At 73.5% G+C, this 26,501-nt stretch carries 28 protein-coding genes; 14 read left to right on the top strand and 14 right to left on the bottom strand.

Annotation, left to right across the window (positions count from 1 at the left end):
* Positions 1 to 1,458, bottom strand: coding sequence for a phospholipase D family protein (locus L2K70_RS10185; RefSeq protein WP_236401727.1), 1,458 nt, complete (start codon positions 1,456 to 1,458; stop codon positions 1 to 3).
* 90 nt (positions 1,459 to 1,548) lie between these two features.
* Between L2K70_RS10185 and L2K70_RS10180 the strand changes: the two genes are divergently transcribed.
* Entirely contained in the window at positions 1,549 to 2,814 is a 1,266-nt protein-coding gene (locus tag L2K70_RS10180; RefSeq protein ID WP_236401726.1) for an NHL repeat-containing protein, read from the top strand.
* Between the two features lie 7 nt (positions 2,815 to 2,821).
* Here L2K70_RS10180 and L2K70_RS10175 read toward each other — a convergent pair whose 3' ends face one another.
* Positions 2,822 to 3,970 carry an MFS transporter gene (locus tag L2K70_RS10175; RefSeq protein WP_236401725.1) on the bottom strand — a complete coding sequence of 383 codons (1,149 nt, stop codon included), beginning with the start codon at positions 3,968 to 3,970 and terminating at the stop codon, positions 2,822 to 2,824.
* Between the two features lie 39 nt (positions 3,971 to 4,009).
* Between L2K70_RS10175 and L2K70_RS10170 the strand changes: the two genes are divergently transcribed.
* Positions 4,010 to 4,447 (top strand): hypothetical protein, encoded by a 438-nt coding sequence (locus L2K70_RS10170; protein WP_236401724.1) that lies wholly within the window; start codon positions 4,010 to 4,012, stop codon positions 4,445 to 4,447.
* 4 nt (positions 4,448 to 4,451) lie between these two features.
* Here the strand turns inward: L2K70_RS10170 and L2K70_RS10165 are convergent, their stop codons facing one another.
* Complete coding sequence (locus L2K70_RS10165; protein WP_236401723.1) at positions 4,452 to 6,200, bottom strand: FAD-binding oxidoreductase; 1,749 nt, start codon at positions 6,198 to 6,200, stop codon at positions 4,452 to 4,454.
* Between the two features lie 139 nt (positions 6,201 to 6,339).
* Between L2K70_RS10165 and L2K70_RS10160 the strand changes: the two genes are divergently transcribed.
* Positions 6,340 to 7,467, top strand: coding sequence for a helix-turn-helix transcriptional regulator (locus L2K70_RS10160; protein ID WP_236401842.1), 1,128 nt, complete (start codon positions 6,340 to 6,342; stop codon positions 7,465 to 7,467).
* A 55-nt stretch (positions 7,468 to 7,522) separates the two neighbouring features.
* On the opposite strand, the gene L2K70_RS10155 is transcribed toward L2K70_RS10160, so the two are convergent.
* Entirely contained in the window at positions 7,523 to 7,798 is a 276-nt protein-coding gene (locus L2K70_RS10155; protein WP_236401722.1) for a Fe-S cluster assembly protein HesB, read from the bottom strand.
* Positions 7,799 to 7,906: 108 nt separating this feature from the next.
* Here L2K70_RS10155 and L2K70_RS10150 point away from each other — a divergent pair, with 108 nt between their 5' ends.
* Positions 7,907 to 8,602, top strand: coding sequence for a VOC family protein (locus L2K70_RS10150; RefSeq protein WP_236401721.1), 696 nt, complete (start codon positions 7,907 to 7,909; stop codon positions 8,600 to 8,602).
* Between the two features lie 80 nt (positions 8,603 to 8,682).
* Here the strand turns inward: L2K70_RS10150 and L2K70_RS10145 are convergent, their stop codons facing one another.
* The 7 genes from L2K70_RS10145 to L2K70_RS21660 are packed head-to-tail and all read right to left on the bottom strand — an operon-like array spanning position 8,683 to position 15,946.
* Positions 8,683 to 10,197, bottom strand: coding sequence for a sodium/solute symporter (locus L2K70_RS10145; RefSeq protein ID WP_236401720.1), 1,515 nt, complete (start codon positions 10,195 to 10,197; stop codon positions 8,683 to 8,685).
* Positions 10,194 to 10,580 (bottom strand): hypothetical protein, encoded by a 387-nt coding sequence (locus L2K70_RS10140; protein ID WP_236401719.1) that lies wholly within the window; start codon positions 10,578 to 10,580, stop codon positions 10,194 to 10,196. Before L2K70_RS10140 ends, L2K70_RS10145 begins: the two co-directional genes overlap by 4 nt.
* A gap of 10 nt (positions 10,581 to 10,590) precedes the next feature.
* Positions 10,591 to 11,304 (bottom strand): LytR/AlgR family response regulator transcription factor, encoded by a 714-nt coding sequence (locus tag L2K70_RS10135; RefSeq protein WP_236401718.1) that lies wholly within the window; start codon positions 11,302 to 11,304, stop codon positions 10,591 to 10,593.
* The gene (locus L2K70_RS10130; RefSeq protein WP_236401717.1) at positions 11,301 to 12,431 is read right to left on the bottom strand and encodes a sensor histidine kinase; all 1,131 of its coding nucleotides are present in this window, start codon (positions 12,429 to 12,431) and stop codon (positions 11,301 to 11,303) included. The genes L2K70_RS10135 and L2K70_RS10130 overlap by 4 nt, the downstream gene beginning before the upstream one ends.
* Before the next feature lie 27 nt (positions 12,432 to 12,458).
* Positions 12,459 to 13,724 carry a hypothetical protein gene (locus L2K70_RS10125; protein WP_236401716.1) on the bottom strand — a complete coding sequence of 422 codons (1,266 nt, stop codon included), beginning with the start codon at positions 13,722 to 13,724 and terminating at the stop codon, positions 12,459 to 12,461.
* A gap of 44 nt (positions 13,725 to 13,768) precedes the next feature.
* Positions 13,769 to 14,620 (bottom strand): class I SAM-dependent methyltransferase, encoded by an 852-nt coding sequence (locus L2K70_RS10120; protein WP_236401715.1) that lies wholly within the window; start codon positions 14,618 to 14,620, stop codon positions 13,769 to 13,771.
* A gap of 36 nt (positions 14,621 to 14,656) precedes the next feature.
* Positions 14,657 to 15,946 (bottom strand): hypothetical protein, encoded by a 1,290-nt coding sequence (locus L2K70_RS21660; protein ID WP_236401714.1) that lies wholly within the window; start codon positions 15,944 to 15,946, stop codon positions 14,657 to 14,659.
* A gap of 82 nt (positions 15,947 to 16,028) precedes the next feature.
* Between L2K70_RS21660 and L2K70_RS10110 the strand changes: the two genes are divergently transcribed.
* Positions 16,029 to 16,739, top strand: coding sequence for a hypothetical protein (locus L2K70_RS10110; RefSeq protein ID WP_236401713.1), 711 nt, complete (start codon positions 16,029 to 16,031; stop codon positions 16,737 to 16,739).
* Positions 16,740 to 16,772: 33 nt separating this feature from the next.
* Entirely contained in the window at positions 16,773 to 17,501 is a 729-nt protein-coding gene (locus tag L2K70_RS10105; RefSeq protein WP_236401712.1) for a Fic family protein, read from the top strand.
* Positions 17,502 to 17,798: 297 nt separating this feature from the next.
* Here the strand turns inward: L2K70_RS10105 and L2K70_RS10100 are convergent, their stop codons facing one another.
* A complete protein-coding gene (locus L2K70_RS10100) occupies positions 17,799 to 18,593 on the bottom strand; it encodes an HAD family hydrolase (protein WP_236401711.1) in 795 nt (264 codons plus the stop codon).
* 133 nt (positions 18,594 to 18,726) lie between these two features.
* On the opposite strand from L2K70_RS10100, the gene ssd reads away from it, so the two are divergent.
* From ssd to L2K70_RS10065, 7 genes are all read left to right on the top strand, one after another.
* Positions 18,727 to 19,737: a septum site-determining protein Ssd gene (gene ssd, locus L2K70_RS10095; protein ID WP_236401710.1), complete on the top strand. Its 1,011-nt coding sequence runs from the start codon at positions 18,727 to 18,729 to the stop codon at positions 19,735 to 19,737.
* On the top strand, positions 19,734 to 20,900 hold the full coding sequence (locus L2K70_RS10090) for a TadA family conjugal transfer-associated ATPase (protein ID WP_236401709.1): 1,167 nt from the start codon (positions 19,734 to 19,736) through the stop codon (positions 20,898 to 20,900). Before ssd ends, L2K70_RS10090 begins: the two co-directional genes overlap by 4 nt.
* 167 nt (positions 20,901 to 21,067) lie before the next feature.
* Complete coding sequence (locus tag L2K70_RS10085; RefSeq protein WP_236401708.1) at positions 21,068 to 21,571, top strand: type II secretion system F family protein; 504 nt, start codon at positions 21,068 to 21,070, stop codon at positions 21,569 to 21,571.
* Positions 21,568 to 22,257 (top strand): type II secretion system F family protein, encoded by a 690-nt coding sequence (locus L2K70_RS21655; RefSeq protein ID WP_236401707.1) that lies wholly within the window; start codon positions 21,568 to 21,570, stop codon positions 22,255 to 22,257. The genes L2K70_RS10085 and L2K70_RS21655 overlap by 4 nt, the downstream gene beginning before the upstream one ends.
* Before the next feature lie 140 nt (positions 22,258 to 22,397).
* A complete protein-coding gene (locus L2K70_RS10075; protein WP_236401706.1) occupies positions 22,398 to 22,577 on the top strand; it encodes a DUF4244 domain-containing protein in 180 nt (59 codons plus the stop codon).
* Positions 22,577 to 22,954, top strand: a complete 378-nt coding sequence (locus L2K70_RS10070) for a TadE family protein (protein WP_236401705.1) — start codon at positions 22,577 to 22,579, stop codon at positions 22,952 to 22,954. The genes L2K70_RS10075 and L2K70_RS10070 overlap by 1 nt, the downstream gene beginning before the upstream one ends.
* Positions 22,951 to 23,307: an Rv3654c family TadE-like protein gene (locus L2K70_RS10065; RefSeq protein WP_236401704.1), complete on the top strand. Its 357-nt coding sequence runs from the start codon at positions 22,951 to 22,953 to the stop codon at positions 23,305 to 23,307. Before L2K70_RS10070 ends, L2K70_RS10065 begins: the two co-directional genes overlap by 4 nt.
* Positions 23,308 to 23,314: 7 nt before the next feature.
* On the opposite strand, the gene L2K70_RS10060 is transcribed toward L2K70_RS10065, so the two are convergent.
* Entirely contained in the window at positions 23,315 to 23,626 is a 312-nt protein-coding gene (locus L2K70_RS10060) for a hypothetical protein (RefSeq protein WP_236401703.1), read from the bottom strand.
* Positions 23,627 to 23,635: 9 nt separating this feature from the next.
* Positions 23,636 to 25,984, bottom strand: a complete 2,349-nt coding sequence (gene sftH / locus L2K70_RS10055) for a DEAD/DEAH box helicase (RefSeq protein ID WP_308195785.1) — start codon at positions 25,982 to 25,984, stop codon at positions 23,636 to 23,638.
* Positions 25,985 to 26,158: 174 nt separating this feature from the next.
* On the opposite strand from sftH, the gene L2K70_RS10050 reads away from it, so the two are divergent.
* Positions 26,159 to 26,494 carry an anti-sigma factor antagonist gene (locus L2K70_RS10050; protein ID WP_129427178.1) on the top strand — a complete coding sequence of 112 codons (336 nt, stop codon included), beginning with the start codon at positions 26,159 to 26,161 and terminating at the stop codon, positions 26,492 to 26,494.
* The last annotated feature ends 7 nt before the right edge of the window (positions 26,495 to 26,501 follow it).

Genomic DNA, 26,501 nt, shown 5'->3' with positions numbered 1-26,501 from the left:
CTAGAAGTCCGACGTCCCGCGCAGCCGGGGCGGACGACCGTCGGGGTCGTAGAACCGGCGGTAGACGGGTCCCGCCCAGCGGGCGGTGCCGGTGGAGACCTCGGGCGGCTCGTGGACGGCCACCCGGCTACCGGGCTCGCCGACGCGCGAGAGCCAGAGCGAGGTCGGGTCGTCGATGTCGGCGAGGCGCGGGTCGTCCTCGGGCAGGCCGAGGTGCTCGGCCCACAGCGTCGTCCGCAGCGAGCGGTGCAGCTCGCCGTCGGGGTCGACGATCGCGCAGGTGAGCTCGGAGTCGTGGGTCCAGGAGCGGAGGTTGAGGTTGTCGGAGCCGATCGTCATCCACTCGTCGTCGACGATGCAGACCTTGGCGTGCACGTAGATCGGCGTACCCGCGTCGTTCTCGAGGTCGAACATCATGAAGCGGTCACCGCCGGCCTCGCGCAGCAGCTCCCACGCGACGCGCTGGCCGTAGTGGGCGGGCGGGCCGCCGAAGCGGCTCTCGTTCTCGCTGAATCGCGGGACGACCGCGATCACCTGGAGGTCGGGCTCACGGCGCAGCGCGTCGGCGAGCGTGCCGGCGACGACGTCGGACCAGAAGTACTGGTCCTCGACGTAGATCATCCGCTTCGCGCGCTGGAAGGCGCGGGTGTAGGCGCGCGCGATCGTGCGCTCGCCCTCGGGTGCGAACGGGTAGTGGGGTCGCTTCCACGGGTAGGTGCGCAGGACCTGCACCTGGTGGTGCCCGGCCTCCGGCGGCGGGTCCCACCGCTCGGGCAGCTGCTCGGGGCGGCGCGGCATCCGGGTGACGCGGTGCGCGACGAAGCGGTAGGGGTTGCGGTGGTCGAGCGGCGTCGTGTCGTCCCACCGCTCGGTGAAGGTGTCGAGCACGTGCGCGATGGCAGGCCCGCGGATCTCGGCCATCGCGTCGTGCCACGGCGGGGCGTCGCCGTAGCGGTCGTCGAGCGGCGCCGCCTGCGGGTCCCCGCCGTGCGCGGCGTCGTCGCGTCGGCTGTAGCAGAGGTCGATGCCGCCGACGAAGGCCACGTCGTCCTCGGGCCGGCCCTGGCGTCGTACGACGAACAGCTTCTGGTGGTGCGAGCCGCCCCACTTCACCCGCTCGTCGAGCAGCGCCTCGCCGCCGCACTCGTTGATGATCCGGCCGAGGTGGCCGTTCTCCTCGCCGTTGAGCGAACCGGGGTGCGAGCGCCACATCAGCGCCCGGACCTCCACGTCTCGCGCGGCCGCCTCGCGCAGCAGGTGGGCGACCGTCGGTCCATCCTCGCCCAGCTTCTCGTCGGCGTCGCCACGCCAGTCGGTGAAGAAGATCCGGTCCCCTGCCTCGCACGCCTCGATGACCTCGACGAGACGCGCGAAGTAGTCGGCGCCGTGGATCCGCGGGACGACGAGGTTGCCCGAGGTCCACGGACGCTCCGACTCGGGCAGGAACCACTCGCTCACGCCCCCAGCCTGTCCGACGCCACCTGATCCGTCGACAACTTCGCACGGGGCCGGCGCGTCAGACTGGCGGCCGACCGAAGGAGCCGATCCATGCGAACGACCATCTCGTTCATCACCTCGTCCATCACCGCCGCCGTCCTCGCGCTCGGGATGGGCGCGCCCGCCGAGGCGTACGTCGTCCAGTGGCGGGACTCCACCGACCTGCCCGGCAACGGCCAGGTGCTCGCCGTCGACCAGGGCGACGGGGACGTGCTGGCCCTGTCGGCGCCCTTCGAGGACGCGCAGGTGGTCCGCCGGCTCGACGGCCGGACGGGCGCGGTCGAGTGGACGACCTCGGTGGAGGGCGACCTCACCTCGATCGAGGTCGACCCGACCGACGGCCGGGTCGTGCTGGCGGGGGCGTACGGCGGCCCGTTGCGGCTGGTCGTGCTCGACCGCGCCGGACAGGTGGTGCGCAATGTCGACACCGGGGTCGCGATGGACTACGTCGCCGACCTCGAGGTCGACCCCGAGTCGGGGCTGGCGTGCACCGTCGGCGCACTGGGGCGCAGGCGGGACGCGCAGGGCTGGGTGACGAGCTGCTGGGACCGGGCGGGCGCGCCGGCCTTCTCACGGACGTGGACCTCCTCGGACGTGCGGACGATCCCCGACGACGTCGTGATCGACGCCGACCGTGGGCGCGTGTACGTCGCCGGCACCGCGCGGCGCGCCGACCGCGCCCGCAGCAAGCGTCAGGACGTCGTCGTCCTCGGCTACGACACTGGTGGCACGCTGCGGTGGAAGAAGCGTCAGCCGGGCGCCGTCGCTCCGAGCGACCTCGCGCTGGCCCTCGACGCCGGCCGCGGTCGCATCCACGTGCTCGCCGAGCCGGGCGTGATCCAGCAGCCGGTGAAGCTGTTCTCCTTCGACACGCGCGGTCGGACCAGGTTCGTCCGCAGCTGGCGCGACACCGGCAGCGTCTACGCGAGCGCGGTGGCCGTGACGCCGAAGGGCGACGTGGTGGCGGTCTCCGCCGACGGCGACCGCGCGTCCATCCGGACCTACCGTCCCTCGGGCCGGCTCCGCAGCGCCCGGATGGTGCGGATCGCCGACCGCGGCGACCACGGGGGTCTCCCGCAGGTCGCGATCGACCCCGCACGCGGTCGGGTGCACGTGGTCAACGACCGCGAGAAGGCCCGGGGCGCGGTCCTCTGGTCGTTCAACGCCGCGGGCCGACGCACGTCGTCCGTGCTGGTGGACGACGGCAAGGGTGTCTTCGCCATCTCGGTCGTGGTGCACGACGCGACGGGCACGGTGATCACGTCGACGAACCCATGGCCCGATGGCCCCGACCAGGTGGTCTCGGTGCGTCCCTGAACCTGGATCAGGAGCGCGGACGCCGCAGCGCGAGCGGCAGCGTCGCGGCGGCGATCGCCCCGCAGACGAGGAAGGCGGTGGCGAACGGCGTCAGCTCGGCGAGCACGCCGACGGCGACCGAGCCGAGCGCCGTACCGGCGTCGAAGCCGATGTTCCAGAAGGCGCTGGCGCGGTTGTGCTGGCGCGGCGGGACGGCGGCGAACGAGACGAGCAGCGTGAGGTTCTGCAGGCCGCCGTAGCAGAGGCCGAGCACCAGCATGGCTCCGAGGAAGAGTGGTGCGCTGGGCGCCGCCACCGCCCAGGCGACGCCGGCCATCGCGACGCCGGTGAGCACGACCATGGGTACGACGAACCGCTGGGCACCGTGCCGGTCGGCGAGCACCCCGGCCCGCCACCGGCTGAGCGCGGCCGCGAGGCCCATCAGGAACAGGCCGCCCGCCGCGATCGACGGGCTGTCGACGGCCTGCGGGGTGAACGTGATGACCGCGCCACCGGCGAGCGTGACGGCGAGCAGCAGCAGGATCGGCCGCACCAGGTGCCGGAGCACGGACTGGTCGACGTCAATGGGGTCGTCCTCGACGGATGGTGCCCGGAGCGTCGACCCGAGCCGCAGCGCCGCCGGGATGCCGACCAGCGGCAGGACGTCGAGGGCGAAGACCCACCCGAAGCCGAGGGTGTCCGCGATCCACGGACCGGCCGGCAGCAGGACCAGGTTGGGCAGCGCGACCGCGAGGCCGTAGACCCCGATCGCCTCGCCGCGTCGCTCGGGCTCGACCAGCACGGCGACTGCGGCGCTGCCGGTGACGGTGAGAATGCCGAAGCCCGTGCCCCGCAGGGCCGAGAGGGCGAGGATCGTCGCGAGCCCGTCGCTGACGCCGTACAGCATCCCGGGGACGCCCATCAGGACGAGCCCGGCGACGAGGACCGCGCCCCAGCCGAACCGGTCGAGCGCGCGCGGGACGAGCAGCTGGGTGAGGACCGTGAAGAGCAGCAGCACGCCGTTGACCAGGCCCGAGCCGGCGGTGCCGGCGCCACCCTCGACCGCCCACAGCGGCGCGACGGTGAGGAGCAGGGCGTAGCCGGAGAACCCGGCGCACGTCATCAGGGCCAGCGGTGCCATCCCCGGCTCTCGCCAGATCGGCCCCCGCTCGGTCACGGCCGGAGCCTACGGGGGAGCAGGTGCGATGCTCGGTGGGTGCCCACCACCCCTTCGCGCGCCCTCACCGAGGACTCCCTGGGCGCCTGGCTCATCAAGGCGCGGGGCGCCGAGCCCGCGACCCGGCTGCACGTGGAGTCGTCGTTCGCGGAGGTCGCCACGCGGTGCGTGCGACCGTCGTACCGCACCGAGCTGGTCCACGCCGGCCAGCGGGTGCTGCTGTGGATCAGCGGCAACGAGCCCGGGCTGCCCGCGGGCATCCACGCGCACGGCCGGACGACCGGTGCGGCGGCGGACGGGGTGATCCCGGTCGAGCTGTCCCCGCTGCCGGTGCCGCTGCTCCGCAACGAGCTGAGCGGGCACCCGGAGCTCTCCGCGATGGAGGTGCTCCGGATGCCCGCCGGCAGCAATCCGTCGTACGTCACCCGCGAGCAGCTGGCCGCGCTCGCGGAGCTGTGCCCCGACCTGGCCGGGTGAGGCGTCAGCGCACCCGGTGGTTCGCCAGGAACACCCCGGTGGGGTCGGCGGCGTCGCGGACCTGCTGCAGACGCGCCCAGCCCTCGGCGTCGTAGCCGGTGCTGGTGTCGACCTGCTCCTCGGTGAAGTTGAGGACGCGGGCGCTGGTGGACCACGGGGCCATCGCGGACGTGACCGCGCGGGCGTCGGCCATGCCCTGCGCGCCCATCTCCGGCGTGGCCGCGACCGCGACGCAGAACAGGTTGTAGTCGGCCCGCAGGTGGGTCAGCGCGCCGCCGGTGTCGGGCCGGGCGAGCGCACCGCCGAGATGGCGCAGCTCGGCGAAGAGCAGCGACGTCGTCGAGCCGTCGCCGACCTCGGCCAGGAACGTCTCGAGGGCCTCGTCCGTGAGCTCGCCCAGGGTCGCATGGTGCGACACCGCGGGGGTGGGACCGGGCGGGTCCATGTGGATCCCGATCAGGCCGGCGGCCGGCATCCGCCCGAAGGTGTCCATCTCCGGCGCGAGCGCCCGCAGCGGCGCGAGCAGCTCGGCGGCGCGCTCGTCGGACTCGAGGACCGCGCCGTCGATGACCACGAGCTGACGGCCGCTGAGGAACGGCGGCAGCTCGGGCAGCGGCGGGAAGCTCATCATCCGGATGGCGGTCGTCACCGACTCGGGCAGCTCGCGGGTCCAGGCCGCCCACGTGCGGAGGACCTCCGCCGCCCGGGAGCGGTCCCACAGCAGCATGCCGCCGTAGACGTCGGCCACCGGCAGCAGGCGCATCTCCATCGCCGTGACGACACCGAGGTTGCCGCCACCGCCGCGCAGCGCCCAGAACAGCTCCGGGTGGTGCTCGGCGTCGGTGCGCACCAGCTCGCCGTCGGACGTGACGAGCTCGACGGCCGTGAGCTGGTGGCTCGCGAGTCCGTGCTGCCTTGCGTACCAGGACAGGCCGCCGCCGAGGGTGTAGCCCGCGACGGCGACGTCGGGCGAGCTGCCGTGCATCGCGGCCAGCCCGTGCTCGGCCGCGGCCGCCACGACGTCCTGCCACAGGGTGCCGCCGACGACGCGGGCGATGCGGCTCCCGGCGTCGATCGTGACGCCGGTCAGCTCGGACAGCCGGACGATGACGACGTCGTGGAGCGGTCCCTGCGCGAGCGGTGCGGCGTTGTGGCCGGTGCTCTGCGGTGCGACGCGCAGCCCGGCGGCGACGGCCGCCCGGACGACGGCCTGCACCTCCTCGGCGGAGTGGGGTACGGCGACCGCTGCCGGGCGCTGGTCCACGGCGACGTTCCACGGCATCCGCGCCGCGTCGTAGCCGGGGTCGCCGGGCAGGTGGACGCCTCCGCTGCAGAGGCCACGAAGCGACTCGGCGGCGGGGGCGAGGGTGTGCTGGGTGGTCATGGCAGGTCCTTCTTCTTGTGGGTGGTCTTCGGGGTGGGTCCGTCGGGCGACGGCGTCGAGCGCGACGGTCATGCCGGCGACGGCGAGGGCGGCGACCTCGGTGATGGTCACGACGGGGTGCGCCGACGTGGCCTCGAGCCGCTCGGTGAGGACGTCGTACACACGCTCGAGGCGGGCCAGGTCGGTGGTCCTGACGTGCAGCTCGGCGAGGTCCTGCGGATGCAGGTGGGCCTCGGCGAGCCATCCCTCGACGTTGGCGAGGGCGAGGGCCAGCTGGGCGGCGTCGTCGTCCTCGTGGAGGAGGCGGCCGTCCGTGTCGAGCGGACCCTGGGGCGGCAGCCGGAGGAGGTCGGTCAGTGCGGTGGTCATGGCACAACCGTCGATCCCGACGTGGTCGCGCGACCATCCCAACCGCAGCGGGAGTTGGCGGGCGTCGCGTCTGGTGGACTAGACACCCCACACATCTGGGATGTCCGTCCGGGACGGCCTGACGGAGACTTCACGGGTGATGTCCTCCCTGACGGCCGAGCGCGTCCGGCGAGACGTCGACGTCGTGGCCCGGGCAGGCCTCGGCATCGACGACTTCCTCGACGAGTCGGTCGCCTCGCTGTCGCGGGCGGTGCCGTTCGTCAGCGCGTGCCTCGCGACCGTCGACCCGAGCACCCGGCTGCTGACCGGCACGTGGAAGTACGGCGACCTGCTCGGGCGCAACGAGCTCGACCACGAGTTCGCGCTGATGGAGTACGGCGAGCACGAGCCGACGGCGTTCACGGCGATGGCCGGCAGCGGCGTGGACGCCGCGGGGGTGCACCTCGTGACGTCGGGGAAGACCGAGCTGTCGCCCCGGGTGTCGCAGTTCATGACGCCGAACTTCGGCTACACCGACGAGCTGCGCACCGTGTGCCGGCTCGGGGACCGGGTGTGGGGGGCGATCGCCCTCTTCCGCGAGTCCGACTCCCCGAGCTTCACCGAGACCGAGGTCGACTTCATGGCCTCGCTCACCGAGGTGCTCGCCGTGGGCCTGCGCTCCGGGATGCTCGCGACGCTGGCCGGATCGACGGCGCACGCTGCCGCGACCGGCCCGGCCGTCATCATCGTCGGCGGCGACAACTCGATCCGGCAGACCAGCCTCGGCGCCGACGAGCGGCTCGCCGACCTCTTCTTCGGTCAGAGCAGTGGCGCGCCGGTGGCGCTGGTCGCCGCGCTGGTCAGTGCCGCCCGGCGGTTCGCCCGCGGCGAGACCACCGTCCCGCCCCGCACCCGGGTCCGTGGAGCGAGCGGGATGTGGCTGGTGCTGCACGCCTCGCCGCTCACCGCCCTGGGGGAGCACGACGGCGACGTCGTCATCACGATCGAGGAGGCCCGGCCGCCGGAGATCGTGCCGCTGGTCGTGGCGGCCTTCGACCTGACGCCGCGCGAGCGCGACGTGACGCAGCTGGTGCTCCAGGGCGTCGACACGAAGGCGATCGCGCAGGCGATGCACGTGTCGACCTACACGGTGCAGGACCACCTCAAGGCGGTCTTCGACAAGGCGGGCGTGCGCAGCCGGCGCGAGCTGATCTCGCTGATCTACTTCGACCAGTACGTCCCGAGGATGGGCTCGGAGCTCGGTCCCTCGGGGTGGTTCACGAGCTAGGTGGACATGGGTGGAGCCCCGGACCTGGTGGTCCGGGGCTCCACTGTCGCGGGGCTCAGGCCTGCTGGCCGACCGCGAACTCGATGTTGCCCTCGGCGTCGACGCCGCCGTCCAGGACCATCTCGTCGAGGATGACGGCCGCAGCCTCATCGACGTACACGGTGGCGCCGTCCTGCTCGAGGACCTGGTCGCCCGGAGAGGCCTGCTCGGCGGGGCTGACGGACAGCGACTGCCCGTCGGGCTCGGTGGCGACGCGGATGCCGGCGATGCCGGGCACCTCGTCGGTGAGCTGGTTCACGATCTCGGTCACGTTCTCGGTGAGAGCAAGCACAGTGGCTCTCCTTCCGACTAGCGAATGTGTCCCCTCCACCATTGCCGGGACGGGCCGCAGGATCAAACTCGCTCGCTCCGGCGGCCGGGGCGTGCCTAGGTTGGACCGGTGGCCTCCCGTCTGCACGCACTGACGATCCTCGCCGCGGACCCCGACCGGCTCGGGCAGTTCTGGCGTGACCTCCTCGACGGCAGCGACGTACCGGTCCCGCTCGTCTTCGAGCACGCCGACCTGCCGCCGCGCAGAGGCCTCAACCAGGTCCACGTCCACCTGACCAGCTACGCCGCGTCCCAGCAGGAGAACGTCGACCGCGCCCTGTCGCTCGGCGCGACCCACCTCGACGTCGGACAGCTGCCCGAGGAGGACCACGTCGTGCTCGCAGACCCGGAGGGCAACGAGTTCTGCGTCATCCCGGAGACGAACAACTGGCTCGCCGGTACGGCGTTCCTCGGCGAGCTGGCGGCCGACGGCACCCGCGAGGTCGGGGTGTTCTGGTCCGAGGCCCTCGGCTGGCCGCTCGTCCACGACGAGGACGGCGAGACCGCGATCCGCAGCCCCGACGGCCGGATGATCATCGCGTGGGGCGGCACGCCGCTCAACGAGCGTCACGGGCGCAACCGGATGCACCTCGTTCTCGCGACCGACGACCTCGAGGCCGAGGTGGCACGGCTGGTGTCCTTAGGCGCCTCGGAGGTCTCCCGGTCCGGTGGTCGGGTGGAGCTGGCCGACCCCGACGGCAACGAGCTCTGGTTGCGATCGGCGACCACCAACGCAGGCAGTTCGTCGGTGGAGGACGAGAGCTGAGCGTGCGAGCGCAGGCCTGAGGCTCGAACTGCCTTCCCGGTGGTCTCGTTCCTCGCTCGGCTGCTCGACCAGCGGTGGGATCACCGCTGGAGGTCGACGGCCTCGGGGGTGTGGAGGCGGACCATGAAGCGCCCGGCGTGGGCGGGGACGGTGGCGGCGGTCAGGCGCGAGATCACGACCATGGTGAGGAACGACGCGGGCACCGACCACGCGGCGGGCTGCCCGAGCAGGGCGGCCGCCCAACCGGACGACGCCGAGGTGCCGAGGGTCCAGGCGACCGCGGCGCCCGACCCCAAGCCGCCGACGAGCAGTCCGGCGACGGCGCCGGTCGGCGTCAGCCCCCGCCACCAGATGCCGAGCATCAGCAGGGGAGCAAAGGTCGAGGCGGTCACCGCGAAGGCCAGGCCGACGGTCCGCGCAACCGCGACGTCCTGGGCGGGCAGCGACATCAGGAGCGGTACGACGACCGCGATCACCGCCGCGACGCGGAAGGCCGCGACGCCCCCCAACCGGCGCGTGCCCCAGCGCCGGCCGGTCACGTCCTGCGAGAGGACGCCCGCCACCGCGATGGTCAGCCCCGACGACGTCGAGAGGAACGCCGCGAACGCGCCCGCGGTGACCAGCCCGGTGAGCACGGCGCCCAGCACGCCGCCGACCATCAGCGACGGCAGCTCGAGCACGAGCACGTCGGACCCGTTCTCGATCAACCTCGGGGCGTAGATGCGGCCCAGGGCGCCGTACACCGGGGGCAGGACGTAGAAGACGCCCAGCAGCATCAGCACCGCGAGCGTCGTTCGACGTGCCGCGCGGCCGTCGGGGTTGGTGTAGAACCGCACGACCACGTGCGGCAGGCCCATCGTGCCGAGGAACGTCGCGATGATCAGGGAGTACGTCGTGTAGAGCCCGATGCCCCCACCGGGACTGGCGATCGGGATCGACCACGACGGCGGACTGGCAGCTGCTGGGTCTGCGGCGCCGTCGGACATCCACACCGCCAGCAGCACGAAGACGGGGATGAGCAGCGCGGTCAGCTTGAGCCAGTACTGGAAGGCCTGCACGAAGGTGATCGAGCGCATCCCGCCGGGGCTCACCGACGCGAGCACGACCAGCGCGACGACGAGCGAGCCCGCCCACGGCGGTGCGTCGATGGTGGCGCGCAGCGTGACGCCGGCGCCCTGGAACTGCGGCAGCAGGTAGAGCCAGCCGATCGCCACGACCAGCACCGAGCACAGCCTGCGCACGCCCGCCGATCCGAGCCGGGCCTCCGCGAAGTCGGGCAGCGTGTAGGCACCCGAGCGCCGCAGCGGTGCGGCGACCAGCACGAGGAGGACGAGGTAGCCCGCGGTCCAGCCGACCGGGTACCAGAGCATCTCCGCGCCGAACGTCAGCAGCAGCCCGGCGACGCCGAGGAAGGACGCGGCGGAGAGGTACTCCCCGCCGATCGCGCTCGCGTTGAGCCGCGGCCGCACGGTCCGCGAGGCGACGAGGAAGTCGCTGGTGGTGCGGGAGATCCGCAGCCCGAAGGTGCCGATCGCGAGCGTCGCCAGCGACACCAGCACGACGGCGACGACGCCGGGAAGGATGTCGGTGCTCACTCGGGAGCCTCCGGGAGCACGGACACCAGGTCGGCGAAGTCGCGCTCGTTGTCCTCGACGCGGCGGATGTAGAGCCAGCCGAGCAGCACCAGCCAGGGATAGGTGAGCACCCCGAGCAGCAGCCAGCCCAGCGGCAGCGGCCCGACCCGCACGTCGCCGAGCGACGGGAACAGGTGGAAGGCCAGCGGCAGCAGGCCGAGCGTCAGGACGAGCGCGGCGAGCACCCGCAGAGCGAGCACGAGCTGCTCGCGCAGCAGGGACCGCATGAAGACCTCGCCGAGCGCGCTCTCCGCGTCGATCTCACGCGCCCCCGCAGGCCGTACGACGTCCGCACGACGCCGCGGCGGACCGGTCACCCGGACGCGGGGGAGGGGGTCGCTCATGGCTGCGGGCTCATTCGGGGCGCCGGGTGAGGACCGACCGGAGCTCGCGGGTGTGCCGCCGGCTGACCGGCAGCTCGGTGCCGGCGATCACGACGCTGACGCGGCCGTTCTCGCTGCGCACCTCCTCGACGTGGGGGAGCGCGACCAGGACGGACCGGTGGATCCGCACGAAGCCGGCGGGCGCCCACTGCTCGGCCAGCGACGACAGCGGCGTGCGGACCAGGTGCGAGCCGTCGGCCGTGTGCAGCCGCGCGTAGTCGCCCTGGGCCTCGACGTGGGTGATCTCGGAGCGGTTGATGAAGCGCGTGACGCCGCCCCGCTCGACCGGGATCTGCACGTCGCCGGACGGCGCCGGGCCGCCCGCCTCGACGACGCGTCGTACGGCCTCGGCCAGGCGCTCCTCGCGCACCGGCTTGAGGACGTAGTCGACGGCGCGCAGCTCGAAAGCGGCCACCGCGTGCTCCTCGTGGGCGGTCACGAAGACCACCGGCGGCGGGGCCTTGAAGCGCGACAGCACCTGCGCGAGGTCGAGCCCGGTCAGGCCGGGCATCTGGATGTCGAGGAAGACCGCGTCGACCTCCTCGGCGTGCAGCACGCGCAGCGCCTCGGTCGCGGAGTCGCTGCCCACCACCTCGCCGATGCGGGGGTCGCGACCCAGCAGGAAGGTGAGCTCGTCGAGCGCGGGGCGCTCGTCGTCGATGACGAGGACCTTCAAACCAGTCATACCTGGACTCCGGGGGCGAACTTGGGCACCCGCACGATCACCTTCGTGCCGGCGCCGGGCGCGGTCTCGACCACCAGACCGTAGTCGTCGCCGTAGGCGTTGCGCAGCCTCGCGTCGACGTTGCCGAGCCCGACCGAGTCCATCGACGCGTCCCCGGCGAGCGCCTTCCGGACGCGCTCGGCGTCCTCGCCGGCGCCGTCGTCCTCGACCTCGATGACGCACTCCTGGCCCAGGTCGCGCGCGGTGATGGAGAGCCGGCCGACGCCGTCGGCCTTGTCGGCGCTGGCCTCGAGCCCGTGGCGTACGGCGTTCTCGACGAGCGGCTGGACGCAGAGGAACGGCACGGCCACCGGCAGCACTTCGGGCGCGACCTGCAGCGTGACCTGCAGCCGGTCGCCGAAGCGCGCCTGCTCGAGGAGGAGGTAGCGCTCGACCGAGCGCAGCTCCTCGGCGAGCGTCGTGTACTCGCCGTGGCGGCGGAAGGAGTAGCGGGTGAAGTCGGCGAACTCGAGCAGGAGCTCGCGAGCCCGGTCGGGGTCGGTGCGCACGAAGCTGGCGATCGCGCCGAGCGAGTTGTAGATGAAGTGCGGGCTGATCTGCGCCCGCAGCGCCCGCACCTCGGCCTCCATCAGCCGGGTCCGCGAGAGGTCGAGCTCGGCGAGCTCGAGCTGGCCGCTGACCCACGACGCCACCTCGTCGGCGGCGCGGACCAGGCCACCGGTCGTGTGCGGGGCACCGACGACGAGCGCCCCGACGAGCGTGTCCTCGGCGACCAGCGGGCTCACGATCGCCTGCCGCACCTGGCAGCCGCCGTCGTCGCAGACCAGCGTCCGCTGGTCGACGATCATCGTCCGGCCGGTCTCCGCGACCTGGCTGATCGTCGCAGCGAGCTGGCTGCGGTGGTGGCCCCCGAGGCCGTCCCACGCCAGCAAGCCGCTGGTGTCACCGAGCCCGGCGGCCGGGGTGCCGAGCAGCGCGCGCAGGTGGCGTACGGACCGCTCGGCGCTCGCCGACGTCAGGCCCTCGCGCAGCGCCGGGCTCGCCAGCGAGGCGTTGTGCAGCGCGCGGAAGGCGGCACGGTCGGCCTCGCCGCCCAGCGACGTACGCCGCCACCTCCACCTCGCCACCCGCCTGACCCTAGGCGCTGGGCGGGGTCAGCGCTCGCAATCCTGCGCGCGCTCGGCGACGCAGCGGTCGGTACCGGCGCGGCCGTCGGCCTGGTCGCGTCCGCGGCCGCCGATCAGGGTGTCGTCCCCGACTCCGCCGACGAGCACGTCGTCGCCGCTGCCACCGGTGAACCGGGCACCTGGGGCGCTGTTGCACGTGCGCCCGTCGAACGCGATGTCCCCGTCGTACGTGATGACGTCGTCGCCGCCGCGGCCAGCCGCCACCGAGCGGCGGCACCCGCCGACGGTGATCGTGTTGTCGCCGGCGTCCCCCACGACCTCGGCCCTGCGGCCCCACACGCTGACGTCCTCGAACGACGTCGCCGACGATCGGCGCACCGTTCCCTCGAGCCGCTGCGACAGCACGCCCCTGTCGAGGTCGACGCCGAGATCGCCCCACGCCACGACGCCGATCAGGTCACGTCCCTGTCCGCCGCGGTAGTGGTTGCCCGTGGCGAGGGACGTGGTGCCCAGGACGTCGCGGCCCTTGCCCATCGATGCCCTGACCCGGGTGGCAGGTCCGAGCAGGTAGAGATCGACCTCGTCGTCACCTGCCGTGCCCGTCAGGTCGACGGAGGTCGTGGTGCCCTGGGTGTCGTCGAACCGGAACGACTCGAAGCCGGACCAATGAAGGACGTCGGAGCCGGCCGTTGCGACACCCCTGCGCAGGTCCACGGTGACGCCGCCCGCTGGGAGGTCCGCCTCGAGGTGATTTCTGTCGGTCCCGCCGACGAGCGCCGCACCGGGGGCCATCGCGCCGCGCCAGCGGACGTCGCCAGTGCCGGCCAGGTGCACGCGGTCGCCGTTGGCGACCCCGGCCTGTCCGCTGTCGATCAAGGCGCTGGCCCCGTCCACAGCGGTCACGTGCACGTCGTCCGCGCCGCTGTCCCCCGACGACGAACCGGCGTGGACACTGAGCTCCGGCGCGGCTCCGACGAAGGTGTCGTCCCCGTCGCCGAGGGTGACGACCAGCGTCGCGGGTCCGGGTTGGGTCGCGTCGACGACGTCGTTGCCGACGCCCGTCGACACGAAGGTCTCGGTCCCGGCCGTCACGCAGACGAGGTCGTCACCGCCGAGAGCATCCACGGAGTACGCACCGCTCGTCACGACGACGTCCGGGCCTTCCGTTCCCCGGATCGAGGCACCGGGGGTGCCGACGAGGGTCGCCGTTCGACCCTGGCAGGTCTCGCCCGCCGCGCTCGCCGCCGTGGTCGGTGCGAGCAGGGCCAGGCCGAGCAGGCCGGCAACGGTCATTGGCGTCGTACGACGCATGGTTCCCCCCGGAGGTGCAGTGCGACTCAGCGGAAGTCGATGAGCAACATGTCGGTGTCGGTGCCGTCGCTCACGACCGGTCCCCCCTGTGACGGCTCGTCGTCGCCGGAAGTTGTCTGCTCGTCGCGGTCGACGACGACGGCGCGGTAGCAGCGCGTGACGTAGGGGATCTGCATGCCGTCCATGCCGCGGCCGTAGTCGTCGTAGAACGCGCGCACCTCCGCGAGGTGCTGCTCCTGGTCGTCCGCGTCCATCACGAGGTACGACGACCGCGACCTGGCGAGGTCGAGGACCGAGTCGCGGTTGACCTCCTGCCAGTGCTTGAAGGAGGTCTCCTCCATGAAGCCGAAGAGCTCGCTGGTGACGAGGTGCTGCGACGACGAGGTGTTGCTGTCATGGCGGCCCAGGAGGTCGCCCATCCGGCGCACCCACGGGATCCGCTCGTCGCGGCTGTTCCACACCAGCGCGACGTGCCCGCCGGGCTTGAGGATGCGCGCGATCTCCGGCAGCGCGGCCTCGTGGTCGAACCAGTGGAACGCCTGCGCCACGACCACGACGTCGACCGAGCGGTCGTTGGCCGGGATGTCCTCCGCGGTCGCGGTGCGGGCGCTCACCTCGGGCACGCGCTCGCGCAGCACCTCGAGCATCGCCTCGTCGGGATCGGTCGCGAAGACCGCGTGGCCGGCGTCGACGAGCTGGCGGGTGAGCTTGCCCGTGCCGGCGCCGAGCTCGAGCACGACCTTGGCCTCGCCTCCGGTGAGCCACGTGACGGCCTCGTCGGGGTACGACGGCCGCCCCCGGTCGTACGCGTCCGCGACCGAGCCGAACGAGCGCGCGCGGTCGACGGTGGGCCGGGTCTCGGAGAGTTCGTCGCTCATCGTGGTCAGGCTACAAGCGCCCCCGGGCCGGCGACGTCAGCGACGTGCCTCGCAGCTCGTCACGACCTCGGCAGAGCAGGTGTCGCGGCCGCGACCGCCGTCGGCACGGTCCCGTCCGGGGCCGCCGACGAGCAGGTCGGCCCCGCCAGCGCCGAAGAGCCGGTCGGCGCCGGCACCCCCTGCGAGCAGCACGCCGCGAGCGCCGCGGCAGCCGACGCGCGACCCGCGTGGCGTGTCGACGTACGCCGACAGCGTGTCGGACCCGCCGCGTCCCTCGACGGTGCCGCGGCACGGACCGACCTCGATCGTGTTGGGGCCGGAGGTGCCGACCACGTCGACGCGCTGGGCGAGCACCGATGCGTCCTCGAACCCGCGCGCCGCGACGGGGCGCGAGCCGCGACCAAGGGTGAGCCGTCCACGGCCGAGGTCGACGCTCACGTCCGACGGCCCGTGGACGCCGAGCGCGAGCCGGTCCGTGCCGCGTCCACCGCTGAGGGAGGTCCTCGGGTGGCTCGTGCCGTAGTAGGTCAGCTCCAGCTCGTCGTCGCCGCGTCCGAGGTCGATGTCGAGCTTGGTGCGCGACGACGGGCCGTCGACGGTGACGTGCTCGTCGGCGGGGCCGCCGCCGAACACCAGGCGCTCGAGGTCGTCGGTCGCCGCGATCGCGAAGTCGGTGAAGCCGGAGAGCTCCTGGTTGGGCTGGCCCTCGACGAACATCACGTCGATGGACGCCCAGACCCACAGGCGCGACACCTCCGGCCGGAGGTGCAGGGTGCTGGCGACACCGCCGTCGAGGGTCGCGGTGCCGGTCGAGGAGCCGCTCCACCACAGCTCGACGTAGCCCGCCCGCAGCTGGTCGTCGTTGGGCCGGCCCGGCTCGCCGGAGTACACGACGTCCTGCAGCTCGCTGCGCGGTCCGGTGTCCACGACGTCCCGACCGCGGTCATCGGTCTCGCCGTCACCGGCGGCCACGACGTCGCGGTACCGGGACCCGAGGTAGGTGTCGTCGCCCTCGCCGAGGAAGGTGTTCGTGCCCGTCGCCGCGGTGGCGTCGACCACGTCGTCGCCGGCACCCGCCCGGACGACCGGGTTCGCGTGGCCGGCCGCGAGACAGACGAGGTCGTTGCCGCCCAGCGCGATGACCTCGGAGGCGGTGTCGGAGACGATGACGTCGTCCCCCTCGGTGCCGATGACCTGCGTGGCACCGCGGCCGTCGATCGTCACGGCCTTCCCCTGGCAGGGCGGTGCCTGTGCCGTCGCGGTCGTCGGCTGCAGCAGGGCCGCACCGACCAGCATCGCGGTCAGCAACGTCGAGGTCCGGCTCACGTGTCCCCCTGTGTGTCGTGGTGCAGTCGACCCTAGAGGCAAGCGCCGACGCAGAAGGCGTCGTACGCCTACGCTGTCGGCCGTGACGTCGCTCGACCGCCTCGACGCGGGACCGGTGCGGGACACGGTCGTGCGGCTCCAGGCGCGCATCGCGGCCCGGTTCCCCGACCGCGGCCTGCTGGCGGTCGCCGGCGAGCTCGTCGGGCTGACGACGCAGGTCACCCAGGTGGCGAGCGAGGTCCGCGACCGGCTGCGCTGGGTCCGCGTCGCCTCACGCGCCGCGGCGCTGCTCGTCCTCGCGGCGACGATCCTCGTCTTCCTGCTCGCCGCGCGCGACGCCGTACGGGCCGGGCCGGACCAGTCGTTCGAGTGGGTGCCGCTGATCGAGTCGACCATCAACGACCTGGTCTTCGCGGGGCTCGCGCTGTGGTTCCTCTACGCCCTGCCCCAGCGGCTGGTGCGCGGCCGGCTGCTCGCGCTGCTCCACAAGCTCCGTTCGCTGGCGCACATCGTCGACATGCACCAGCTCACCAAGGACCCCGAGCGGCTGCGCTCGGACTTCGTGCCGACCGAGGTGAGCGTCGACATCGGGGACCTCGACCGGGCCCAGATGGAGCACTACCTCGAGTACTGCTCCGAGCTGCTCTCGCTGATCGGCAAGGTCGCCGCGCTCTGCGCCGAGGAGTCGCAGGACTCACTCGTCCTGACGACCGTCAGTGACCTCGAGACGCTGACCACCAGCATGTCGCGCAAGGTGTGGCAGAAGATCTCGCTCCTGCCCCGCACCGCCTGACCCGGCACCGGGCCTCGCGGATACCGTCCTCCCATGACCGATCCGCTCGCCTGGCTGACCGAGCTCGAGGGCGTTCGCTCGGCCTATGCCGGTACGCGCGACGGCATCGACGTGATGCTGCGCGACCGTGGGCTGCGGCGCACGTCGCCGGAGATGACGGCCGAGTCGCTGCTGCGCGGTGCCCACGCCAGCGCCGTTCTCGAAGGGTCCTCGTCGTCGCTCGACGAGGTGCGGGCGGGGGAGCTCGACGAGATCGCCGCCGACGCCGTACGGCTCTCGGCGTCGATGCTCGCGCTCGCGCCGCTGCTCAAGACCGCGCCGCTGCAGGCGATCGCGCGGCTGCACGCGGTCGCCGGGTCGGCCGCGCTGTCGCCCGACGAGCTGGGCCGCCCGCGCGACGCGGCGTCCGCCGACCGGCTGCGCGGCGTCGCCGAGCTGCTGCTGTCCGGCACGGAGGCGCCCGCGCTGCTGGTCGCCGCGATCGCGCACGCCGACGTCGCGACGGCGGCTCCCTTCGCCTCGCACAACGGCATCGTGGCCCGTGCGCTCGAGCGGCTCGTGCTCGTCTCCCGCGGCGTCGACGCCAAGTCCCTCGTCGTGCCGGAGGCCGGGCACCTCGCCCACCGGGCCGCCTACGAGTCCAACCTGCGCGCCTACCGCGACGGCGGGCCGAGCGGCGTGCACGCCTGGGCGCTGTACGGCGCCGAGGCGTTCTCCGCGGGGGCCGAGGCCTCGCCACTCCGTCATCCGGTGGTCGAGTAGCCGAGCGAGGCACGAGCGAGGCGTATCGAGACGACGTGCGAGCGGCACCCGCTCACGTGGATCGGGTGCCGCCGCTGACACGTGATGCCGTGGCTACCAAGCGTGCTCTTCTCAATCGCTGGCTCGGGCTGATCCCGACCTCCAGCACCCCATCGGATGGGTGGATCGCCGCGTGGGTACCTGGCACACGTGCTGCTGTGGAGTTCTTGACTCTGTTCTAGCCCCGCCGCCCGGGACCTTCAAGGGTTGACTTTGCCGTCGGCCGGTGGGTGCGCGGGGATCTCCGCGACACGCCGGTCACGACACGCCGCGACGCTTCCGGTTGGCCCAGATGACGCTCCCGGCGGCGACCGCGCCACCCACGGCGAGGGCCGCCAGGGTCGGCCTGGCGGGCGGTAGCGGGACGCGTCGGCGCAGCGCCACGGGACGCACGAAGAGCAGCACCGGCCAGTCGTTCGCGGTCGCGATGCGCCGCAGCTCGCGGTCGGGGTTGACCGCGAAGGGGTGGCCGACGACCTGGAGCATGTGCACGTCGGTGACCGAGTCGCTGTAGGCGTAGCACTCGTCGAGGTCGTAGCCGACGGTCTCGGCGAGGTGTTCGATCGCGCGGGCCTTCTCCTCGGCGTAGGCGTAGTAGTCGATCTCGCCGGTGTACCTGCCGTCGACGATCTCCATCCGGGTCGCGACGACCCGGTCGGCGCCGAGCATCTCGCCGATCGGCTCGACGACCTCGGCGCCGCTGGCGGAGACGATGACGATGTCGCGGCCGGCCTCCCGGTGCTCCTCCATCAGCGTCACGGCCTCGTCGTAGACGAGGGGCTCCACGATGTTCGTGAGGGTCTCGTGGACGATCTCGCGCACGGTGGCGACGTCCCAGCCGGCGCACAGCTGCGACATGAACTCGCGCATCTTGTCCATCTGGTCGTGGTCGGCCCCGCCGGTGAAGAAGACGAACTGGGCGTACGCCGAGCGCAGCATCGCGCGCCGTGAGATGAGCCCGCCCGCCTGGAACTCGCGGCTGAACGCGAGCGTGCTCGACTTGGCGATGATCGTCTTGTCGAGGTCGAAGAAGGCCGCGGTCGGGCGGGACATGCCGTCATCGTAGGGGCCTTCGTCCGTGCGGGCGGGCCGTCAGACGTCCACAGGGGCCTTCGCGGACGGCTCCTCCACAGGCTCGCGGGGCACCGTCTGTCCGTCGTCGGTGGCAATGCCGAGCCTTGTCGTCATGGCCGTCCTCCTCCTCACCCGATCCGCCGACCTCCACGAGACCGTCGTCGCGCTGTGCGCGGCGGCGGGGGTGGAGGCCGACGTGGGTGCCGATCCGTCGCTCGCCCTCGGGTCCTGGTCCGGCGCCGACCTGGTCCTCGTCGGAGCTGACGTGGCGGGGGAGGTGACGGCCCTTTCCCCACCGCGCAGGGGCGGGGTCCACGTGGTCGGGTCGTCCGTCGGCGAGGGCGTCTTCCGGTACGCCGTCGGGCTGGGGGCCGCGTCGGTGGTCGACCTGCCCGAGGGCTCGCCCTGGCTCGCGGACGCGCTCGCCGACGTCGGGGAGCGGGCGTCGCCGGGTCGGGTGGTCGGTGTGGTCGGCGGCTCCGGCGGGGCGGGGGCGACGACGCTCGCCTGCGCGCTCGCGCAGTGGCACGCGACCCGCGGACCGACGCTGCTGGTCGATGCCGACCCGCTCGGCCCGGGCGTCGACCGGTTGCTCGGCCTGGAGGGCCGCGGCGGCGTGCGGTGGGAGGGCCTCGCGGACACGGTCGGACGGCTCGGCGCGCGAGCGTTGCGCGAGGGCGTGCCCTGCGAGGGCGCGCTCGGGGTGCTCACCTGGTCCGGGTTCCGTCGCCGGCTCGACGTGCCTGCAGCCAGGCGCATGCTCGACGCGGCCGTCCGCGGCCACGAGCTGGTCGTCCTCGACCTCGCCCGCCACGGCGGGCCAGCGCTGGTCGAGCTGGTCGAGCGGTGCGACGACCTGCTCGTCGTCACCCCGGCCACGGTCCCGGGGGTCGCGGCCACCGCCCGCCTGGTCGCCGACCTCCGGTGCGCCGACCGCGCCGGGCTCGTGGTGCGGCCGGGCGGCCTGAGCGATGCCGACGCGGCTCGCGTGACCGGCGTGCCGGTCGTCGCGACGCTGGGGGAGCAGCGCGGTCTGGCGGCCTCCGTCGACCGGGGCCTGGGCCCCCTCACCCGTCGAGGTCCGCTCGCCCGAGCCGCCCGCGACCTGCTGGACGCAGCGTGAAGACACCAGCCGTCCCGGCCGAGGTGGTCGACTACGTGCGCCGGCGGCTGGCCGGCACGTCCGGGGACCTGACGCCGCACCGCGTGGCCGAGGCGTTGCGCGCGTCCGGTGCGCCGGTCGGTGACGCGACCGTGCTGGCGGTCCACGACCTGCTGCGCCGCGACGTGCTGGGCGCGGGTCCCCTGGAGGAGCTGCTGCGGCTGCCCGACGTGACCGACGTGCTGGTCAACGGACCCGAGGACGTGTGGCTCGACCGCGGTCGCGGGCTCGAGCGGTCGACGGTCTCCTTCCCGGACGAGGGATCGGTCAGGCGACTCGCGCAGCGACTGGCCGCGACGGCCGGCCGCCGGTTGGACGACGCGACCCCGCACGCGGACGTGCGGCTGCCCGACGGGAGCCGGTTCCACGCCGTCCTGGCGCCGGTCGCCCGCTCGGGCACCGTGTTGTCGCTCCGCATCCCGCGCGGGCGGGTCTGGACGCTTCCCGAGCTGGTGACGGCGGGAGCGCTGCCGCCGGACGGTGCGTTCCTGCTGGAGGAGGTCGTCGACTCGCGGTGCGCGTTCCTGGTCACGGGCGGGACGGGCACGGGCAAGACCTCGGTCCTGTCGGCCCTTCTCTCGCTCGTCGACGTCGGCGAGCGGATCGTCCTCGTGGAGGACGCGAGCGAGCTGCGACCCGATCACCCCCACGTCGTCGCGCTGGAGGGGCGGCCGCCCAACATCGAGGGCGCCGGCGAGATCACCCTGCAGACGCTGGTGCGCCAGGCGCTCCGGATGCGGCCCGACCGTTTGGTGGTCGGGGAGGTGCGCGGCGCCGAGGTCGTCGGCCTCCTCGCGGCCCTCAACACCGGGCACGGCGGCGGCTGCGGGACGCTCCACGCCAACTCCGCCGCCGACGTCCCGGCCCGGATCGAGGCCCTGTCGTTGGCCGCCGGGCTGCCGCGGGAGGCCGCGCACAGCCAGCTCGCGTCCGCGCTCGACGTCGTCATTCACCTCGGGCGCGGTCGTGACGGGAGGCGTCGGGTGCTGGAGCTCGCGGTGCCGGACCGGGAGGCATCCGGCTTGGTGGCGCTGCGGACCGCCGCGACCTTCGACGCCGACCGCGTGGTCCGCGGTCCGGCCGCCGCGGCACTCGCCCGGCGCCTGGGCTCGGTGGCGTGGTGAGCGCCTGGCTCGCGGCAGTCCTACTGGCCGCGGCGGTGGCCGTGTCGTGGCCACCACCGTCGACAGGACTGCCCACGGTCGCCTCGGCCCGCTCCCGTCCTTCGTGGGGGCGGACGTGGGGAGCAGGTCGACGCCGCACGACCTCCGACCGGGCTGCGGTGCTGGAGGTGTGCGATCTCCTCGCCGCCGAGCTGGCGGCAGGACGCCCGCCCGGTGCGGCCCTGGCTGCTGCGGCCGAGCGGTGGCCGCCGCTGGTGGCGGCAGCGGACGCCGTACGGCTCGGGGCGGATGTGCCCGACGTGCTCCGGCGGCTCGCGGAGGAGCACCGCGGTGCATCCGACCTGCGGTGGGTGGCCGGCGCGTGGCAGGTGGCGGAGCGATCCGGCCAGGGACTGTCCGCCGCCCTCGAACGCACGGCCGACGGCCTGCGCGCACGTCGGCGGACGCGACGGCTCGTCGACTCCGAGCTCGCCTCGGCGCGGGCCACCGCCCGGCTGGTGACGTGCCTGCCGCTCGCGGTGCTGATGATGGGCTCCGGTGCCGGGTCGGATCCGTGGTCCTTCGTGTTGCGCACACCGGTGGGGTGGGCGTGCCTGGTGGTGGGCCTGTCCCTCATCGCCCTCGGACTGTGGTGGATCGAGCGGCTCGCCGACCGGGCGGGTGCGCCGTGACCTGGGCGACCGCGGTCGCGGCTGCGCTCGCGGTGCTGTGCTGGCTGCCCACCGACGTGCGACCGCCGAGGCGCGAGCGCCCGACGCCAGGTCTCCCTCTTCGCCCGGCGGCCGCTCTCGGCGTGGGCGCCGGGGCGTGGCTCTTCGTGGGTGGTCCGGCGGGCCCGGTGGCCGGGCTCCTCGGTGCCGGTGCTGCCTGGTGGGTGCTCGCGCGGGCCGAGTCGCCGGCCCGACGTCGTGATCGGGAGGAGGTGCAGCAGACCTTGCCGCACCTCGTCGACCTGTTCGCCTCGACCATCCGCGGCGGAGCCGATCCGACGACCGGACTGGCCCAGGTCTGCGCCGCACTGCCCGGTCCGGCTGCCGACCGGCTCCTCCCGGTCGTCGACCGGTCCCGGTGGGGAGCGTCGGGGGTGGAGGCGTGGCAGGCGCTCCTCGAGGACGACGAGCTCGCGCCGCTCGGCCGCGCCATGGTGCGGTCCCTGACGTCGGGTGCGTCCGTCGTGCAGACCGTCGAACGGCTCGCCGACGAGCTCACCCGCGAGTTCCTCGCCCGCGCCGAGGACGCGGCCCGCCGGGTCGGGGTGAGCGCGGCTGTCCCGCTGGGCGTCTGCCTCCTGCCGGCCTTCCTGCTGCTCGGCGTGGTGCCCACGGTCGCCTCGCTCGTCGGGTCGGTGGCGCCGTGAGGGCCACTCGACGTCCACAGGGCGACGCCGCGGGCGTCCGTCCACAGGTCTGCCGGCAGCCGGGTGCGGTCCCGTCCCGATCCTCCGAGGCTGGTCGGGCGACGGGGCTCAACGGGAGCCCCAGCACGAGAGGGGAAACGATGAGGCGTCACCGGATCGACCGCACCGAGCTGGGCATCACCACCGCCGAGTACGCCGTCGGGACCGCGGCGGGTGCCGGGTTCGCCGGGCTGCTCTACAAGCTGCTGACCGGCAGCTTCGGGGACAAGCTGCTGGTCCGGCTGTTCGACCACGTCATGGGCTTGCTCGGCATCGGCTGATGGGCGACCGGCGAGGGTGGCACGGGGGACGTGACCAGCGGGGCGCCGCCACCGCGGAGCTCGCGCTGGGGATCCCGCTGCTGGTCGCCCTCACGGCCGGCCTCGTGTGGATGCTCGCCGTCGGCGCCGCGCAGGTCCGGGTGGTCGACGCGTCACGGGAGGCGGCTCGGGCCGTCGCTCGCGGTGACGACGTCACCTCGGCGGAAGCCGTCGCGCTGAGGATCGCACCGGAGGACGCCCGCGTCCGGATCGCGGAGGACGAGGGCCGGGTGACCGTCACGACGAGCGCGCGCATCGACGGCCCCGGCGGTTTGCTGTCGTCCCTGCCGGGGATCACCGTCTCCGCCGAGGCGGTGGCGCTGGTGGAGGCGTCGTGAAGCGTGGGACCGAGCCCGGAGCGGCGCGCACCGATCGCGGCGGTGCCACCGTGCTGGTGGTCGCGATGGCGGGTCTGCTGGTGTTCGTGATGACCGGCCTCGGTGCGGCAGGCGGCCTGGTCACCGCACAGCGACGCGCCCAGGCGGCGGCCGACCTCGCGGCGCTGGCGGGTGCCTCGCACCTCGACGACGCCTGCGGGCGAGCGGGTGAGGTGGCGACCGCCAACGGCGCCGTCCTCGAGGGATGCCGGCTGGCCGGCGACGAGGTCACCGTCGAGGTGTCCGTGCCGGGACCGGACGTCCCGCGGCGCGACGTGCGGTTGACCGCAGAGGCGCGAGCGGGCCCCGGGTGAGGCGAGGTCAGATGCGGTCGCGGTCCGTCACGGTGCCGTCCTCCCCGCGGCGCTCGGCCTCGACGCGCTCGAGCTTGGCGTTGAGCTCGCTCAGCTCCTTGCGCTCGCGTCGGTGGGCGAGGCTGCGCTTGGTGCCCCACTTGAGGATCCAGAGGCCCCAGAGGATGGCCGCACCCGCAGCCACACCGATCAGGAACGCCGACAGGATGTTGACGTCGACCCCGAGGTAGGTGCCGCCGGTCCCCGGATCGGTGAAGGCGAAGGCGACGACGATCGCGAGCGCGCCGAGGGCGATGAGGATGAGAGCGATGACCACCATGGCGCGAATCTAGCCCTGTCGGTCCTCACGCGGTGCACCCGCAAGGAGCGCGTCGAGCAGCTGGATCGCGCCGTCCTTGTCCAGGGGGTTGTTCTGGTTGCCGCACTTGGGTGACTGGATGCACGACGGGCAGCCGCTCGAGCACTCGCAGCTCGCGATCGCCTCGCGGGTCGCGGACAGCCAGGCGACGGCGGTGTGGAAGCCGCGCTCGGAGAAGCCGGCGCCGCCGGGGTGGCCGTCGTACACGAAGACGGTGAGCACGCCGGTGTCGGCGTGCCGGGCAGTGGAGACGCCGCCGATGTCCCAGCGGTCGCAGGTGGCGAAGAGGGGCAGGAGGCCGATCGAGCAGTGCTCGGCGGCGTGCGCGGCGCCCGGTACGTCGAGCGCGGCGAGCCCGGCCTCGGCGACCACGTCGTCGGGCACGGTCCACCACACGGCGGTCGTCCGCAGGGTGCGCTCGGGCAGGTCGAGCGGCTCCTCCGACAGCACCTCGCCGCCCGGCTGCCGCCGACGGAGGAAGGAGACGACCTGGTGGGAGACGTCGACCTCGCCGAGGCTGAGCTCGCAGCCCGCCCACGACCGGCGCTCGCGGGTGCTGACGATGCTGATGTCGGTGACCTCGCGCGCGGTCGTGCTGAACGACGGGTCGTCGCGCCGCATGGTCGCGACGTGGTGCTCGACGTCGAGCTCCTCGACGAGCCAGGTCTCGCCCTGGTGGACGTAGACCGCGCCGGGGTGGGCCTGGTTGTGGGCACCGCTCGCGTCGACGGTGCCGACGACCCGGCCGGTGTCGGCCTCGATCAGCTGGACGGGCGAGCCGCCGGCGGACCGGATGTCGGCGAGGTCGGCGGCCCGACCGCGATCGGTCCAGAACCAGCCCCGCGGCCGCTTGCGGAGCAAGCCCATCCCGACGAGGTCGTCGACCACCTCGCGGGTGGTCGGGCCGAAGTGCGGCAGGTCCTTCTCCGTGAGCGGTGACTCCTGCGCGGCGGCGCAGAGGTGCGGCCCCATCACGTGGGGGTTGGACGGGTCGAAGACGGAGGCCTCGACCGGTGCCCCGATCAGGGTCTCGGGGTGCGTGACGAGGTAGGTGTCGAGGGGGTCGTCCTTGGCGACCAGGATGCCGAGGGCGTCCTGCGCGCCACGCCCCGCGCGCCCGACCTGCTGCCAGAAGGCGGCGCGGGTGCCGGGGAAGCCGGCGATGAGGACGGCGTCGAGACCGCTGATGTCGATGCCGAGCTCGAGGGCGTTGGTGGCGGCCAGACCCATCAGGTCACCCCGGCGCAGAGCGGCCTCCAGCGCTCGCCGTTCCTCGGGCAGGTAGCCCCCGCGGTAGGCCGCGACGCGGTCCGGCAGCGAGGGGTCGACCTCGGCAAGCAGGTCGGACGCCGTCGTGGCCACCTGCTCGGCGCCCCGACGCGAGCGGATGAAGGCGAGCGTGCGGACGTCCTCGGCGACCAGGTCGGCCAGCAGGTCGGCCACCTCGGACGAGGCGGCCCGCCGGACCGGAGCGCCGTTCTCGCCGGCGTGCGAGGTGAACGGTGGCTCCCACAGCAGCAGCGACACCGCGCCGCGCGGCGAGTCGTCCCGGGTCAGCGCCACCACGTCGAGGCCGGTCAGCCGGGAGGCCGTCACCTCGGGCTGGGCGACGGTGGCTGAGGCGAGCACGAACGTGGGGTGGGCGCCGTACATCGCGCACACCCGCCGCAGCCGGCGCAGCACGTGGGAGACGTGCGCACCGAAGACGCCGCGGTAGTGGTGGCACTCGTCCACCACGACGAACTCCAGCGAGCCCAGCAGCCGTGACCAGCGGTGGTGGGAGGGGAGCAGCGAGCGATGGAGCATGTCGGGGTTGGTGAGGACGTACTCGCCGTGGTCGCGGGTCCAGTCGCGCTCCTCGCGCGAGCTGTCGCCGTCGTGGGCGGCGAGGCGCACGTCGAGCCCGAGCGACGCGAGCCCCGAGAGCTGGTCGTGGGCGAGCGCCTTGGTGGGCGCGAGGTAGAGGACGGAGGCGCCGCGCTCGCCCCGCGGTCCACGGGCCGCGCGGATCGAGGAGAGCGCCGGCACCTGGTAGGCCAGTGACTTCCCAGAGGCCGTCCCGGTCGCGACGATGACGTGGTCGCCGGCGTGCGCGGCGTCGGCCGCCACGACCTGGTGGCGCCACGGCCGCGCCACTCCCTGCGCGGCGAACGCCCCTCGTACGTCGTCCGGCACCCACTCGGGCCAGTCCTCGTGGACGGCCTCGCGGGCCGGCAGCACCTCGAGGTGGCGGAGCCGGTCCTCGCGCCCCGGAACCTGCGTGAGGCGGCGCACGAGCGACTCCACCGGGGGCAGGACGTCGGGACGCGGAGTGGGCACCGGGGAAGTCTGACAAACGGCGGCGACAGCGCCCGACGAGATACCGTCCGGGAGAAGTGTTGGGGAGACCTGCGCAACCCGTGTGACTCGTGGTTTGATACCACCCGGAACAGGGGGACACACCGGGTGTCCTGCACGCGTCCAGTCCGAGCATTCGGGAACCGGGGAGCAGTTGTGGATCTGACCCTTGCGACACGCGAGGTCGATGGTCGCGCCGTCGTCGCCGTCGGCGGGGAGATCGACGTCTACACCGCACCCAAGCTGCGCGACTGCATCACCGAGCTCGTCGGCGCCGGGACCTACGACATCGTGATCGACCTCGAGGCCGTCGAGTTCCTCGACTCCACCGGTCTCGGCGTCCTGGTCGGCGGCCTGAAGAAGGTCCGCGCCCACGACGGCTCGCTCGACCTCGTCTGCACCCAGGAGCGCCTGCTCAAGATCTTCCGGATCACCGGGCTGGCGAAGGTGTTCGTCATCCACGACTCGGTCGGGCTCGCGCCCGGCGCCTGAGCGCCTC

The organism is Nocardioides potassii, from assembly GCF_021648885.1.
Classification (GTDB): Bacteria; Actinomycetota; Actinomycetes; order Propionibacteriales; family Nocardioidaceae; genus Nocardioides; species Nocardioides potassii.
Note: the sequence above shows the minus strand (reverse complement) of the source record. Positions and strands in the feature narration are given on the sequence as shown.

What these genes read in the sequence shown, in the direction of transcription:
- L2K70_RS10180 (WP_236401726.1), top strand. Translation starts at nt 1,549, where the DNA reads ATGCGAACGACCATCTCGTTCATCACCTCGTCCATCACCGCCGCCGTC.
- L2K70_RS10165 (WP_236401723.1), bottom strand. Translation starts at nt 6,200, where the DNA reads ATGACCACCGCACTGACCGACCTCCTCCGGCTGCCGCCCCAGGGTCCG.
- L2K70_RS10160 (WP_236401842.1), top strand. Translation starts at nt 6,340, where the DNA reads ATGTCCTCCCTGACGGCCGAGCGCGTCCGGCGAGACGTCGACGTCGTG.
- L2K70_RS10140 (WP_236401719.1), bottom strand. Translation starts at nt 10,580, where the DNA reads ATGAGCGACCCCCTCCCCCGCGTCCGGGTGACCGGTCCGCCGCGGCGT.
- L2K70_RS10135 (WP_236401718.1), bottom strand. Translation starts at nt 11,304, where the DNA reads ATGACTGGTTTGAAGGTCCTCGTCATCGACGACGAGCGCCCCGCGCTC.
- L2K70_RS10125 (WP_236401716.1), bottom strand. Translation starts at nt 13,724, where the DNA reads ATGACCGTTGCCGGCCTGCTCGGCCTGGCCCTGCTCGCACCGACCACG.
- L2K70_RS10120 (WP_236401715.1), bottom strand. Translation starts at nt 14,620, where the DNA reads ATGAGCGACGAACTCTCCGAGACCCGGCCCACCGTCGACCGCGCGCGC.
- L2K70_RS10105 (WP_236401712.1), top strand. Translation starts at nt 16,773, where the DNA reads ATGACCGATCCGCTCGCCTGGCTGACCGAGCTCGAGGGCGTTCGCTCG.
- L2K70_RS10100 (WP_236401711.1), bottom strand. Translation starts at nt 18,593, where the DNA reads ATGTCCCGCCCGACCGCGGCCTTCTTCGACCTCGACAAGACGATCATC.
- ssd (WP_236401710.1), top strand. Translation starts at nt 18,727, where the DNA reads ATGGCCGTCCTCCTCCTCACCCGATCCGCCGACCTCCACGAGACCGTC.
- L2K70_RS10075 (WP_236401706.1), top strand. Translation starts at nt 22,398, where the DNA reads ATGAGGCGTCACCGGATCGACCGCACCGAGCTGGGCATCACCACCGCC.
- L2K70_RS10070 (WP_236401705.1), top strand. Translation starts at nt 22,577, where the DNA reads ATGGGCGACCGGCGAGGGTGGCACGGGGGACGTGACCAGCGGGGCGCC.
- L2K70_RS10060 (WP_236401703.1), bottom strand. Translation starts at nt 23,626, where the DNA reads ATGGTGGTCATCGCTCTCATCCTCATCGCCCTCGGCGCGCTCGCGATC.